We start from the raw sequence: 12,925 nt of genomic DNA on the forward strand, positions 1-12,925 counted from the left end.
CTATCGGCGGAGGACTGGGCTGAGTTCGACGACGTCGAGAGCGATGTCGTAGGGGCCCTGGGTGGCGGGGGTTTCGATGTCGTACGGGCCGCGGTCGCCGATGGTGAAGCTGCCCCACCAGCGGGTGGTAAGCGTGATGGTGCGTGGGCCGGTGGTCTCGTAGGTGTGGACGACCTGCGGGTTGGGGTCGGTGTAGGTGTTTCCGGGGATGTTGAACTCACGCGTGAGTCCGGGTTCGAAGGTCCATTCCCACTCGCCGCGAGCCGTCACGGTGACCTCGAAGTTGAAGACGGGAACGGTGGCGGCGGGCATGAGCCGTGGCTGGCCGGAGTGGAAGAACGTGGGGAGTTCGGTGACGGCCTGACCATCGGGTGGCTGCAGCTTGGGTGCCTGGGCGGGTACGAGTGTGCGCCAGCGGGTCTGGACCTGGTTCCAGACGTCGTCGGGAGTGAGGGCATCGTCGGGATCGCCGAGGCACAGGGTGCCGACCTGGTTCCAACCGCCTCCGCCCGGTCGGAGCAGGAACACGTCGTGGACCCAGCGGGGCGATCCGTCGTCGTTCTCGCCGCACCGCATGAGCTCGTGGCAGAGGACGTTGCCGCCGAGTTCGCAGGTCTTCTCGAGCCGCCATTCGCATCCCGGGCAGGAGGAGCCGCCGGAATCGACAACTTGGCCGTCCTGGTTGAACAACGCGGCCTGCCCGACAAACGCATCACCCTCACCGCGAGGCTCCGGATCCGGCGGCGGCGGCGGAGGCGGAGGAGGGTCCCCACATCCTCTACAGGGGTCGTCGCTCTGATCGGCGTAGGCATAGTTTGCCGTTGAGATACTCAGGGCAAGGCACAGGATCGTCAGCACTACGACAGCAGTGCGCAGGACTATGAGACTTGACGTTGCCTGAGTACCAGCCATAGGTCCCCCTTTTTCTGGAATTCGACGCGATACCTCCAGGAATCCGGCGGAAACTTCTCGGCGGCCTTCCCGTTCCCGTCAACTTCAGTCGCGCCAGCGTCCATCAGCGTGAACGTTGCGGATTCGAACTGATCATCCGCATCGCGTGGATCTAATTTGAAGTTGCGAACTGTGAGGCCCTCGCCAACTATCTCGAAGCGGTGGCCCTTTGACTTCACGGACTCGATGTAGTCGATGTAGCGCTGGCCGGCGCCTGAACCAGGAACCGTGAGCGCTTCGATCGGCGCGGAGTCCAGCGTCTCGTATGCCTCGTTGACCGCGTTGTAGAAGGCGACTGTCGCGGCGTGGATCTGCTCCTCGACTGATCCGGCGGCAGCGGACGGGCTCGGCGAAGGGCTGGGTGTCTCGGACGCGGCCGGCGACTTGCTGGTGGGCTCCTTCGACGCGGTGTCGACGGGCGTGGGCTCAGGGTTGTTCGCGCATGCGACCGGCATGACGGCGAGGAGAAGACCCGTGCAGGCGAGCGCGATCCGATGCAGGGGTGGCGGTGTTCCGGCACGACCAGGCGTGAGCATGGGAGTACATTAGGCGATTCGCCACATTTCGGAAGTCCTCATCCACAGGCCGTTCGGCATGGCGCGGGCGGAATCGTCTGTCGTCCGAGTCCGACGGGAGCACGCCGGATCCGCACCCCATCACATGATCAGGTCGATGTGGCATCTCGCCTCACCCGCGTGCGCGAGCTTGGCGTCGCAGGTCATGAGGGTGCATCCGAGCCCTTCGGCCAGGGCGACATAGGCGGCGTCATACGGGGTGACGTTGTTGCGGAGCTCCCACATTCGGTCCAGCAACGGCCCGAGTGGCATATGCCGGATGGGGAAGCTCGCCAAATGGCGCAAAGCGCCCGGCACAGCCTCGGTCAGGGCCTCCCCCTTTGTCTGAAATGCTGGGGTTGTCCACAACTGAACCGCCTGACCCGTTGCTCTTGCCTCAGAGTCGGCCGAAGCGCGTCATTCGGAGGTGCGCCGATTCGGTGCAGTCCGGCCGGTGGATTCCCCGCGAGGTCAGTCAACCTGAGGAACATCGCGCGCCGACCGGTCCCAAGGTCGACCCAGGCCTCACCTTCAGGTCATTGAAGCTGGCGGGCGGCGAGGAGGGCGACGCCGAGATCGGCGGCCTCGGCAACCCGGATGCCGTCTGGCACGGGTCCGCTGTCAGGCGGTACGACGGCCTCGGTGAAGCCGAGCCGCACCGCCTCGGCCAACCGTCGCTGGACGCCCGTCACGCGACGCAGTTCGCCAGCCAACCCGACCTCGCCGACGGCGATCATCCGCGGCGGCAGGGGAATGTCCGTCATGGAGCTGGCAACAGCGAGGGCGACCGCGAGGTCGGACGCCGGCTCGCGCAGGCGTACCCCACCCACTGTCGAGGCGTAGATGTCCTGCTTGCCGAGCGGAAGTCCGCCGCGCCGCTCCAACACCGCCAGCACCATGGACAGCCGGCTCGAGTCCAGACCGGACGTCGCCCGACGCGGGCTGGCCAGGCTCGAGGCGGCCACCAATGCCTGTACCTCGGTGAGCAACGGCCGCTTGCCCTCGACAGTGACGGTCACGCAACTACCCGGAACGGGCTCCGGCCGCTGGGTCAGGAACAGCCCACTCGGATCGGGCAGGCTCTTCAACCCGCCGTCGGCGAAGTCGAAGCAGCCGACCTCATCGGTGGGACCGAACCGGTTCTTCACCGCGCGGACCATGCGGAGCCGAGAGTGCCGGTCGCCTTCGAAATGCAGGACGACGTCCACGAGGTGTTCCAGGACCCGCGGGCCGGCGATCGAGCCGTCCTTGGTGACGTGACCGACCATGAGGACGGCGATGCCGCGCTCCTTCGCCACCCGGATCATCGCGGCCGCGACCTCGCGGACCTGGGTCACGCCCCCGGCCGCGCCCTCGACGGAGGCCGACGCCACCGTCTGAACGGAGTCCAGCACGATCAGGTCCGGGCGTACCTCATCCACATGGCTCAGCACCGCCGACAGGTCGGTCTCCGCGGCGAGATACAACCGTGGCGCGAGGGCGTCGATTCGCTCCGCCCGCAACCGGATCTGGGCCGCTGACTCCTCGCCTGAGACGTAGAGGCTCCGCGCCTGCGTCCGGGCGCGTTCGGCGGCGACCTCGAGAAGCAAGGTCGACTTGCCGACGCCCGGCTCGCCGGCCACCAGGACGACTCCGCCTCGGACGAGGCCGCCGCCGAAGACCCGGTCGAGTTCGGAGATGCCGGTGGGCTCCGCGCGCGCTGCCTCGACGTCGACCTGGTCGATGGGCACGGCGCGCTGAGTGACCGGGCCGGCGGAGGTCACCGCCACCCGCGGCGCGCCGACCTCCTCGACCGTGCCCCACGCCTGGCACTCGCCACAACGACCGACCCACTTGGTCGCCTGCCAGCCGCACTCGCCACAGCGGTAGGCCGGCTTGAGGGCACGCGCTGCCGTCGCTCTTCCCATGTGCCGAGACGGTAGTAGCCGGCACCGACAGCGGCTGGGTTCGCCGCGCCAGGCCGGCGAACTGGCCGTCAACCCAGCCTTGGCAGGCGTACGGACAAGATCCCAGGACGGGGTAGCTGAACCGGTCGGCGGCTGACGTGCGTACGGCACAAAAGAGGAGTCCTTCGACGAAGGTCGTGAGGCAGCGGCCATCGGGGGCGAAGGACACTTCCGGCCAGCCGTTGCGACTCATCGGCTGTGTCGATGTCCGCGGCGCGACCTAGGCTGGGCAGACGTGAGCACACAGATCAGTACGGATGCGAGAACCGCCATCCAGATGGTGCCCCTCGGCGTCGTGGTCGGTGGGCGGCACGAAGTACGCGAGGATGGCTGGGCCGACGAGATCGCCCGCATCGTCCTCGACGGTGGGCAACTCGACCCCGACGCCACGCTCGGGTTGGTGGCCTACTCCCACCTCGAAGTGGTGTTCTATTTCCACCGGTCAACCCGGCAACGGTCAGGGGCGGCGCATCCGCGGAGCAATCCGCACTGGCCGCGCGTCGGGATCCTCGCCGATCACAGTCCGCACCGCCTCAACCACATCGGCGTTTCCTGCTGCGAGATCGTCGCCGTCGACGGGCTCACGCTGACCGTACGCGGGCTGGACGCGCTGGACGGGAGCCCGGTGCTGGACGTGAAGCCGTACGTCGAGGAGTTCGGGCCACGCGGTCCGGTCCGGGAGCCTGCCTGGATCCGTGAACTCATGCGGACCTACTACTGACGCCGCCCGACCGTCCAAGACTCCGGGTCAGAACGTCCGCCACCACAGGTTGACGGCGTAGTCGACGTCGAGGGCCGGCCACGCCGCGAGGACCCGTTCGGCGACCTCGGGACGGAACTCGATGCGTACGACCGACTCGAAGTCCTCGCGTCGTTCGAATTGCCAGCGGATGTCGAGAGGTGCGCGGCGCCAACCGCGGCGGGTCCAGAAGGCTTCGACCGCATGTGGATCGTGAGTGGGGAAGGCCGCCCTGAACCAGCCGCCGAACGTACTCCGCGTCGCGTCGTTGTCGATGATGAACGCGGCCCCGCCCTTCCGCGTGACCCGGCTGATCTCGCCCAGACCCGGCTCACATCCGGGCCCGAAGAAGTACGCCCACCGCGCATGCACCACATCGACAGAGGCGTCCGGGATGGGCAGGGCCTGGGCCGTGCCCTGGCGGACCTCCACGTGCGGGATGGCTCGGCACCGTCGGCGCGCGTGCTCGACGAGGCCCCCGTGCGGTTCGACGCCGACAACCCTGGCGGCGTGCTCGGCGAATCGGGGGAGATGGAAGCCGGTGCCGCAGCCGATGTCGAGAATGGTCGCGCCGTGCCAGGGTCGGCGTTCGATCATGGCCTGCTCGAGTACGCCGTCGGGGTCGGCGGCGCGGTTCTCGAGCTCGTAGCTGCCGGGGGCGTTCCAGATGTTGGGGCTCGGTCGGGCTCCCGTGGCGATGCGTGGCACGCACCTGAGGGTAGAAGATTGGCGCCCGCACCGGCACGGCTGGCGGCGCCGGCACCGGCACCGGTGGCGGCGGTCAGCGGCGGCGGGCGCCCTTGCTCTTGCCCTTCCCCGCCGTGACGCGGACCTGGCCGGCCTGCCCGTTGGATTGCGTACGCGCCCGCGGTCGGCGTACAGGATCGGCCGGATGCGGCGCGGTGCGGACGCCACGGGCGAGGTGCGCTTCGCAGTGCTTGACGAGTTCGTCGTAGCCCGCCTGTCCCATCAACTCGACCAGCTCGGGACGGTTGGACACGTAGACGGGATCGCGGGCGCCGTGCGCCTCGGTGTTGCCGGTGCAGTACCAGTCGAAGTCGTGGCCGCCGGGGCCCCAGCCGCGCCGGTCGTACTCCGTGATCGTCACCTCGGTGTACGAAGTGCCGTCCGGCAGCTCGACGTCACGGTAGAGCCGCCGGATCGGAAGCTGCCAACACACGTCTGGCTTGGTCTCCAACGGGTGGACGCCGATCCGGAGCGCGTGCTTGTGCAGGGCACAGCCGGTCCCGCCCGCGAACCCCGGACGGTTGTGGAAGATGCACGCGCCGTCGACGACGCGGGTCTTACGTTCGCCGTCATCGTCCTTCTCGATCCAGCCGGCTTTGTTGCCTTCGGCGCGGTACTGCCAGTCGTCGTCGGTGAGCTTCTTGACCCAGCCGCGGACCCGCTTTTCGTCGGCTTTGTCGGCGAAGTGTGCTCCCATGACGCAGCACCCGGCATCGGGCTCCTCGGCGAAGATGCCGTGGCAACCGGATCCGAAGATGCAGTTCCAACGAGAGGTCAACCAGGTCAGGTCCGCGCGGAACACCTGGTCAGAGTCATCCGGATCGGTGAACTCGACCCAGGCGCGCGGGAAGTCAAGAGAAACCTCGGGCATCTACGAAACCCTACGCCTCGTACGCCGTGAGACACGCGACGCCCGCCGGTGTGGTGGTGGACCAGTTTCGCGGGGTCCCGCGTACGGCCTGGGTTTGGCATACGACCTGGGTCCGGCGAACGACCGGGGTCTTACGTACGACCTGGTTCCGGCGTGCGCAGGTGCTGGTCCCGTGATCATGAAGGAAGAGCGGCAATATCGCCGAAGAATCTTCATGATCACGATCATGATCACGGGATGGGGACCGACCGGGTCGCGCGGGGAGAGGGCGCGGGTGCGCTGCCAGGTCGGGGCGGACCAGCTAGCCTCGGATCATGCGGCTCGGCGTCCTCGACGTGGGTTCGAACACCGTCCACCTGCTCGTCGTCGACGCGCGCCCGGGTGCTCGGCCGGTTCCTGCGTACTCCCACAAGACCGAACTCCGGCTCGCCGAGCATCTCGACTCCGCCGGCGAGATCTCCTCCGCTGGCGCGGCTGAGCTCAAGCGCCTGGTCGCGGAGGCGCTCGAGATCGGCGAGGACAAGGGCTGTCAGTCGGTTCTCGCGTTCGCCACGTCGGCGGTTCGAGAAGCGACCAACGGCGACGCCGTGCTGAGGGACGTCATGGCCGCGACGCGCGTCGACCTCAGCGTGCTGTCCGGCGACCAGGAGGCCCGGCTCACCTTCCTCGCCGTACGCCGGTGGTTCGGCTGGTCCTCCCGCCGGCTTCTGGTCTTCGACATCGGCGGCGGCTCGCTCGAGATCGCGACCGGTCTGGACGAGGATCCGGACGCGGCGATGTCGATGCTGCTCGGTGCGGGCCGGCTCACGCGGATGTGGTTCACGTCCGACCCGCCGCCGGCCGACGAGGTGAGGGCGCTGCGCAGGCACATCAGGGCGGAGATCGCGAAGTACGCCGGCCAGGTGCTGAGGTTCGGCGCGCCGGACCATGTGGTGGGTACGTCGAAGACCTTCCGGCAGCTCGCCCGCGTCTGTGGCGCGGCCCCCTCGTCGGAAGGCCCGTACGTCAAGCGGACGATGCAGCGGTCCGTCCTCAACCAGTGGTTGCCGAAGCTCTCCGCCATGTCGGCTGGCGAACGCGCGGACCTCCCCGGCGTTTCGGCTGGGCGCGCGCCGCAGCTGCTGGCGGGAGCGATGGTCGCGGAGGCGGCGATGGACCTGTTCGAGGCGGACGAGCTCGAGGCCTGTCCGTGGGCGCTACGCGAAGGAGTCATCCTGCGTCACCTCGACACGATGGAACCGGAGGACTTCGCGTGAGGACACCGGGGACCGCGACGAGCACGCCGGACCGGACGAGTACGCAGGGAACCAGATGAGCACGGCGAGGAATACGGAGGGGCAAGGCGTACGGCTGGCGGTCGATGGCGGAGCGACCAAGCTTCTCATGGGCGTGGTCGACCGGTCCGGTCCGACGCCGCGGCTGGGCGAGCAGGTGTCGGTGCCGGGCTTTCAGTGGACGACGGGCGAGGACCCGATCGACCAGCAGTGCCGGCGGGTGGTGTCGGCATGGGTCGCCCTCGGCCGGCCCGCGCCTGTCGAGGTGGTGGCGCTCGGCCTGGCCGGTGGTGCCTACGACCGGCCCAGCCGCGAACGTCTGGCTCCCCTCCTCGCCGAACAGCTCGGCGCCCGCACCGTCCTGCTGACCGGCGACGACGTGACCGCTCACCTCGGCGTGCTCGGCGGCGACTCCGGCGTCGTCGTGACGGCCGGAACCGGCGTGAACTGCCTGGCGGTGACGCCGGGCGGCGAGCTGACCAACATCGACGGGATGGGCTACCTCTTCGGAGACGCCGGCGGCGGCTTCTCGCTCGGCCTGGCGGGCCTGCGCGCTGCGGTGGCGGGGTACGAAGGACGCGGAGCCACCACCGCCCTGACTGCCCGGGCCGAGGAGCGCGTCGGTCGCCCCCTGCGGGAGGCGGTCAAGGCCTGGTACCGCTCCCCGTCGCTCATCGCCGACGTCGCCTCCTTCGCCGCGGAGGTCGCAGTGTTGGCCGCGTCCGACCCGGTGGCGCGAGTTCTGTGCCTCAGTGCGGGCGAGGAGTTGTCCGTGTGTGCGTCCGCTGCCGTACGCAAGGCGTTCCCGACCGCAGCAGACGGTAGCGTGCCGGTGTCGTGGGCGGGCAGTGTCCTCGGTGGCCCGGTGATCTTCGACGCGTTCGCCGCCGGACTGGCGCAGCTGTGCCCCGCCGCCGAACTGCGCGATCCGCGCGGTGACTCACTGGCGGGCGCTGCCCGGCTGGCAGTGGACCAGGATGTTCCGCACCTCGCCGGCGTGGTCGTCCACTCTGCCGGCGCTCCGACCACCACGACGGCGAAGTCATGAACGCAGAGCGGACAGGTGGCGCACACGCGGAGGCAGTGGTCCGGGACGCACGGCAGGAGGACGCAGCGCGGACGGACGGCGGGCGCCTGGACAGAGGTGCCGCTGGGGACGGTCCCAGAGGGGCGCGGATCGACGACGATGCCGCAGTCCGTGTCCTCCGCACGGCGATCGACCGGGTGGTCAACACCCAGCGCGAACCCATCGCGGCGGTCGCCGACCTGATCGCCGACGCCATTCCCGCGGGTGGCATCGTCCAGGTCTTCGGCACCGGGCACAGCCGGGCGTTCGCGATGGAGATCGCCGGGCGGGCGGGTGGTCTCGTACCGGCGAACATGCTGGCCGTCAAGGACCTGGTCTTCCGCGGCGGCGAGGATCCCGCCGCGATTCTCGACCCGCTCGTCGAACGCGATCCGGCCCTCGCCGCGCGGATTCTCCCCCTGCACGATCTCCATCCCCGGGATGTGTTCCTCGTCGTTTCCAGTTCGGGTGGCAATGGCAGCACGGTCGAGATGGCTCGGCTCGCCAAGGAGCGGGGCCATCCGGTGGTTGCGGTCACGTCGTTGGAACACAGTCGGGGGATCACTTCGCGGCATCCGTCCGGCCTGCGGTTGTTCGAGGTGGCCGACGTCGTGATCGACAACTGTTCGGCGTACGGCGATGCGGAGCTGGCGATACCTGGCGCCAGCCTGACGATCTGTCCGACCTCCTCGGTGACCGGCGCGGTGATCGCGCAGATGATCACGACGCAGGTGTGCGCGCGACTCCTCGCGGCCGGGCACGAGGTACCGGTCTACGTGTCGGCCAACGTCCCCGAAGGTGACGCCCACAACGAACGCATGGAAGCCCGGTACGGCACCCGGGTCACGCACAGCGAACCCTGACCCGCCCTGAGCATGCCGGAAACGCCCGACAGGTGGCCTCTCACCGATGATCATGATCACGGTCGTGATCACAGGCGGGAGTCGCTCGCGGAGCCTCACCGGATGAGAGGGAGCCGGTCACGGGCTGTCTTCACGACGTACGGTCGGGACGGAACCCCCCGGGCCGTACGCTGGACGCCGTGCAGCCACCAGGTGCCACCACTCGGGTCCGCGGCAAGGACGTCGTCGTACGCGTCCCCGACGCCCGGATGGCACTCTCCACCGCCTCGGTCTACCCGGAGTCGACGGCGACGGCGTTCGAGCTCGCCGCCCGCCTGGGCTACGACGGTGTCGAGGTCATGGTGGGTGCGGATCCGCTGAGCCAGGACATCGACGCGCTACGCCGGCTCAGCGAATACCACCAGCTGCCGATCGTCTCCATCCACGCGCCGACGCTGTTGATCACCCAGCGGGTATGGGGCACCGAGCCGTGGGGCAAGATCGACCGCAGCGCGGAGGCGGCCAAGGCCCTCGGCGCCAAGGTCGTCGTCGTACATCCGCCATTCCGTTGGCAGCGCGACTACGCCCGCGACTTCGTGGCTGGCATTGCGCGCCGGCAGAAGGAGACGGGGATCAGCTTCGCGGTCGAGAACATGTTCCCCTGGAAGGCCGCAGGGCAAGGACTTCAGGCGTACCTTCCCGGCTGGGATCCGCGGGACTTCGACTACGCCGAGGTGACACTGGACCTGTCTCACACGGCGACGGCGGGCGTCGACGCCTATGACATGGCGTACGACCTGGGTGAGCGGTTGACTCACATCCACCTTGCCGACGGCTCTGGTTCGAACAAGGACGAGCACCTGGTGCCGGGCCGGGGGGGCCAGCGGTGTGCGGAGGTGCTCGAACTGCTCGCCCGCCGCGGCTTCGGCGGCAGCATCGTGCTGGAGGTCAACACGCGCCGCGCCGCCGGTCGGGCCGAACGTGAGGCGGACCTGGTCGAGGCGCTCGCGTACGCCCGGCTGAACTTCGCCGCGCCCGTCGTTCCGTCCTACGCCGTCACCGCCGACGGAACGATCGAAGCCATCGGCCCCGCCGCACCGTCCCAGTAGCCCCCTTCCTCGTGATCATGATCGTGATCACGAAGGGTTTGCGGCGATACTGACGATTTCCTTCATGGTCACGGCGCCCATTGAGCGGTCCGCCCGACTCTCGTGATCCATTTCCGGTCGTTCTCTTGATCCGCACGTAAACCTTCACGCACCCTGAGTGCGACATCCGGCCTAAAGCCCGCTTTATCTCTGCATGAGCCGGCTTGTGGCCTTCGCCTCAGGCGTGGAGGAGTCCGCGATGCGCGGGATTCGGCAGCAGGCGGGCAGGATTTTCGTCGTTCTCGGCTTCGCGGTCGGTTCCGTTCTGGTGGGCGGTTCTCCGGCACACGCCGCGCCCGCCTACACCGCGCTCGGCGACTCGTACTCCTCCGGCGTGGGCACGCGGTCCTACTACGACGACGGCACCACCTGCAAGCGTTCGCCGTACGCCTACCCGGTGCTCGACGCGGCCCGGCTCGGTGCGGCGCTGACATTTGCCGCCTGCTCTGGTGCGAAGGTCTCAGACGTACGAAGAAACCAGCTTGGCAGCCTCAACGCCTCGACCCGCTACGTGACGGCATCGGTCGGAGGCAACGACGCGGGGTTCGCCCCGGTGATCATCAAGTGTGCGCAGCCCTGGCCGACCACGTGCTGGGGGGCGATCGACAACTCACAGGCATTCATCCGAAACACCCTTCCCGGCCTCCTCGACGGGCTCTATTCGGCGATCCGGAACGCCGCACCCAACGCGCGCGTGGTCGTCGTGGGTTATCCGCGGCTGTTCAACGGCGAGGAGTGCAATCTCGCCGCCCGGATCAGCCCTGGCGAGCAGGCCGAGCTCAACGCCACCGCCGACCTGTTGGCCACCACCATCAGGGCCAGGGCGGCCTCCCATGGCTTCGCGTTCGCCGATGCGCGCAGCGCCTATACCGGCCACTCGGTCTGCGACGACGTCGAGTGGATCAACGGCCTGTCCAACCCGATCGGCGAGTCGTACCATCCCAACCGCGCCGGACAGCAGGGTTACGCCAACCTCGTCGAGCCGGCTCTGCGCGGCTGAGTGACCGACCTGTCGCGTGAGGGGGCCGTTCACGCGAATGCCCTCGGAGGCGGGACGCATCACGCAGTCCGCTGCTGCGGGAGGGCGCCCCTCACGCTGGTCGCCGTTGGATGAGGGCGCCCCTCATGCTGGTGGCCGTCGGATGAGAGGGCCCCTCACGCGAACCTAGTGGACGAAGGGCCCCCTCATGCGGGCGCGAAGCGGGCGACCGCCACGCCACATCAGGCGGTGTTCTTGAACTGCTCCTCTTCGGTCGACCCAGTGAGGGCGGTCGTCGACGAGTCGGGAGAGATCGCGGTGCTCACCAGGTCGAAGTACCCGGTGCCGACCTCCCGCTGGTGCCGCGTCGCGGTGTAGCCGTCGGGCTCGGCCGCGAACTCCCTCTCCTGCAGGGCGACGTACGCCGGCATGCCGGACTCCGCGTATCCCCGCGCCAGGTCGAACATCGACTGGTTCAGCGCGTGGAATCCTGCCAGCGTGATGAACTGGAACGCGTACCCCATCGCACCCAGCTCCCGCTGGAACGCCGCGATCGTGTCGTCGTCCAGGTGTTGCTTCCAGTTGAACGACGGCGAGCAGTTGTACGCCAACATCTGGTCGGGGTACTCCGCCTTGATCGCTTCCGCGAACTTCCGCGCCACCTCGAGGTCGGGCGTGGACGTCTCCATCCACAACAGCTCGGAGTGCGGTGAGTAGGCCAGCCCGCGGGCGATGCAGGCGGCCAGCCCGTTGCGCACCCGGTAGTACCCCTCCGCGGTCCGCTCGCCCGTCACGAACTCCCGGTCCCGCTCGTCGACATCGCTCGTCACCAGTGTCGCCGCGTGCGCGTCGGTGCGGGCGATGACGAGGGACGGCACCCCACACACGTCGGCGGCGAGCCGGGCCGCCGAGAGGGTACGGATGTGCTGCCCGGTCGGGATCAGCACCTTGCCGCCGAGGTGGCCGCACTTCTTCTCCGAGGCGAGCTGATCCTCCCAGTGCACCCCCGCGGCACCGGCGGCGATCATCGCCTTCATCAGTTCGTACGCGTTGAGGACCCCGCCGAAGCCCGCTTCGGCGTCGGCCACGATGGGCGCCAGCCAGTAGGGCGCGCTGCCGTTCTGGTCCGAGGGCGCGTCCGCCTTGCCGTTGCCCAGATGGCGAAGGCTCTCCGAGACGCTGATCTGGTCGGCCCGCAGCAGGGCGTTGTTGATCCGGCGTACCACCTGGGGAACGGAGTTGGCGGGATAGAGGCTCTGGTCCGGATACGTCTGCCCGGACATGTTGGCGTCGGCGGCGACCTGCCAGCCGGACAGGTAGATGGCCTGCAACCCGGCCTTGACCTGTTGAACCGCCTGGTTTCCGGTCAGCGCGCCGAGCGCGCGGATGTAGTCCTCGGTCTGGAGCAGCTGCCAGAGACGTTCGGCGCCGAGGCGGGCGAGCGTGTGCTCCTCCTGGATCGAGCCGCGCAGGCGTACGACGTCCTCGGCGGAATAGAGGCGCTCGATCCCGTGCCACCTCGGGTCGGTCTCCCACTGGCGGCGTAGGTCGTCGGCGGCCCGGCGGGCGGCGCGGTCGCGTGCCTGCTGACTGTCTGCACCCGCACCATTCGTCGAGGCGACCGACCTCATCGTGGCCGGCAGATCTGAGGTCGAGGGCTTTGCCGTGCGTTCCCGGCGCCGCTTGGGCGGCTCGGGCTCGTGCGCGTCGGATCCTCGTCCGCGCGCGGTGGACTTGCTCGATGTCGTCTCGCGTGGCGTCATCGTGCGTTCCCCTCCTTCGGGTGTGCTCCTGTCCTGAGTCTGGAA

The 12,925-nt window shown here is 68.8% G+C and carries 13 protein-coding genes; 6 read left to right on the top strand and 7 right to left on the bottom strand.

Going from position 1 to position 12,925, the window contains the following annotated elements:
* The 4 genes from ABNF93_RS21965 to radA all read right to left on the bottom strand — a co-directional run bounded on the left by ABNF93_RS21965 (position 1) and on the right by radA (position 3,412).
* Complete coding sequence (locus ABNF93_RS21965; protein ID WP_349330016.1) at positions 1–690, bottom strand: hypothetical protein; 690 nt, start codon at positions 688–690, stop codon at positions 1–3.
* 188 nt (positions 691–878) lie between these two features.
* On the bottom strand, positions 879–1,406 hold the full coding sequence (locus tag ABNF93_RS21970; protein WP_349330017.1) for a DUF6318 family protein: 528 nt from the start codon (positions 1,404–1,406) through the stop codon (positions 879–881).
* A 201-nt stretch (positions 1,407–1,607) separates the two neighbouring features.
* Positions 1,608–1,778, bottom strand: a complete 171-nt coding sequence (locus ABNF93_RS21975) for a type II toxin-antitoxin system VapC family toxin (RefSeq protein ID WP_349330018.1) — start codon at positions 1,776–1,778, stop codon at positions 1,608–1,610.
* Positions 1,779–2,041: 263 nt separating this feature from the next.
* A complete protein-coding gene (gene radA, locus ABNF93_RS21980) occupies positions 2,042–3,412 on the bottom strand; it encodes a DNA repair protein RadA (protein WP_349330019.1) in 1,371 nt (456 codons plus the stop codon).
* A 274-nt stretch (positions 3,413–3,686) separates the two neighbouring features.
* Between radA and ABNF93_RS21985 the strand changes: the two genes are divergently transcribed.
* Positions 3,687–4,172, top strand: a complete 486-nt coding sequence (locus tag ABNF93_RS21985) for an SAM-dependent methyltransferase (RefSeq protein WP_349330020.1) — start codon at positions 3,687–3,689, stop codon at positions 4,170–4,172.
* Between the two features lie 27 nt (positions 4,173–4,199).
* On the opposite strand, the gene ABNF93_RS21990 is transcribed toward ABNF93_RS21985, so the two are convergent.
* Both ABNF93_RS21990 and ABNF93_RS21995 read right to left on the bottom strand, forming a co-directional pair.
* A complete protein-coding gene (locus tag ABNF93_RS21990) occupies positions 4,200–4,898 on the bottom strand; it encodes a class I SAM-dependent methyltransferase (RefSeq protein WP_349330021.1) in 699 nt (232 codons plus the stop codon).
* A gap of 73 nt (positions 4,899–4,971) precedes the next feature.
* On the bottom strand, positions 4,972–5,808 hold the full coding sequence (locus tag ABNF93_RS21995; protein ID WP_349330022.1) for a DUF3109 family protein: 837 nt from the start codon (positions 5,806–5,808) through the stop codon (positions 4,972–4,974).
* A 314-nt stretch (positions 5,809–6,122) separates the two neighbouring features.
* On the opposite strand from ABNF93_RS21995, the gene ABNF93_RS22000 reads away from it, so the two are divergent.
* The 5 genes from ABNF93_RS22000 (at position 6,123) to ABNF93_RS22020 (ending at position 11,138) form a co-directional block, all read left to right on the top strand.
* Entirely contained in the window at positions 6,123–7,064 is a 942-nt protein-coding gene (locus tag ABNF93_RS22000) for a Ppx/GppA family phosphatase (protein WP_349330023.1), read from the top strand.
* A gap of 55 nt (positions 7,065–7,119) precedes the next feature.
* Positions 7,120–8,130 carry an N-acetylglucosamine kinase gene (locus ABNF93_RS22005; RefSeq protein ID WP_349330024.1) on the top strand — a complete coding sequence of 337 codons (1,011 nt, stop codon included), beginning with the start codon at positions 7,120–7,122 and terminating at the stop codon, positions 8,128–8,130.
* Positions 8,127–9,011: a sugar isomerase domain-containing protein gene (locus ABNF93_RS22010; protein WP_349330025.1), complete on the top strand. Its 885-nt coding sequence runs from the start codon at positions 8,127–8,129 to the stop codon at positions 9,009–9,011. The genes ABNF93_RS22005 and ABNF93_RS22010 overlap by 4 nt, the downstream gene beginning before the upstream one ends.
* 248 nt (positions 9,012–9,259) lie before the next feature.
* Positions 9,260–10,099, top strand: coding sequence for a sugar phosphate isomerase/epimerase family protein (locus ABNF93_RS22015; protein WP_349330117.1), 840 nt, complete (start codon positions 9,260–9,262; stop codon positions 10,097–10,099).
* A gap of 193 nt (positions 10,100–10,292) precedes the next feature.
* Entirely contained in the window at positions 10,293–11,138 is an 846-nt protein-coding gene (locus ABNF93_RS22020; RefSeq protein ID WP_349330026.1) for an SGNH/GDSL hydrolase family protein, read from the top strand.
* Positions 11,139–11,359: 221 nt separating this feature from the next.
* Here ABNF93_RS22020 and aceA read toward each other — a convergent pair whose 3' ends face one another.
* Positions 11,360–12,880 carry an isocitrate lyase gene (gene aceA / locus ABNF93_RS22025; RefSeq protein WP_349330027.1) on the bottom strand — a complete coding sequence of 507 codons (1,521 nt, stop codon included), beginning with the start codon at positions 12,878–12,880 and terminating at the stop codon, positions 11,360–11,362.
* Between the last annotated feature and the right edge of the window lie 45 nt (positions 12,881–12,925).

The sequence above is a fragment of the Actinopolymorpha sp. B9G3 genome, from assembly GCF_040120725.1.
Lineage (GTDB): Bacteria > Actinomycetota > Actinomycetes > Propionibacteriales > Actinopolymorphaceae > Thermasporomyces.

What these genes read in the sequence shown, in the direction of transcription:
- ABNF93_RS21970 (WP_349330017.1), bottom strand. Translation starts at nt 1,406, where the DNA reads ATGCCGGTCGCATGCGCGAACAACCCTGAGCCCACGCCCGTCGACACC.
- ABNF93_RS21975 (WP_349330018.1), bottom strand. Translation starts at nt 1,778, where the DNA reads ATGCCACTCGGGCCGTTGCTGGACCGAATGTGGGAGCTCCGCAACAAC.
- radA (WP_349330019.1), bottom strand. Translation starts at nt 3,412, where the DNA reads ATGGGAAGAGCGACGGCAGCGCGTGCCCTCAAGCCGGCCTACCGCTGT.
- ABNF93_RS21995 (WP_349330022.1), bottom strand. Translation starts at nt 5,808, where the DNA reads ATGCCCGAGGTTTCTCTTGACTTCCCGCGCGCCTGGGTCGAGTTCACC.
- ABNF93_RS22000 (WP_349330023.1), top strand. Translation starts at nt 6,123, where the DNA reads ATGCGGCTCGGCGTCCTCGACGTGGGTTCGAACACCGTCCACCTGCTC.
- ABNF93_RS22005 (WP_349330024.1), top strand. Translation starts at nt 7,120, where the DNA reads ATGAGCACGGCGAGGAATACGGAGGGGCAAGGCGTACGGCTGGCGGTC.
- ABNF93_RS22010 (WP_349330025.1), top strand. Translation starts at nt 8,127, where the DNA reads ATGAACGCAGAGCGGACAGGTGGCGCACACGCGGAGGCAGTGGTCCGG.
- ABNF93_RS22015 (WP_349330117.1), top strand. Translation starts at nt 9,260, where the DNA reads ATGGCACTCTCCACCGCCTCGGTCTACCCGGAGTCGACGGCGACGGCG.
- ABNF93_RS22020 (WP_349330026.1), top strand. Translation starts at nt 10,293, where the DNA reads ATGAGCCGGCTTGTGGCCTTCGCCTCAGGCGTGGAGGAGTCCGCGATG.
- aceA (WP_349330027.1), bottom strand. Translation starts at nt 12,880, where the DNA reads ATGACGCCACGCGAGACGACATCGAGCAAGTCCACCGCGCGCGGACGA.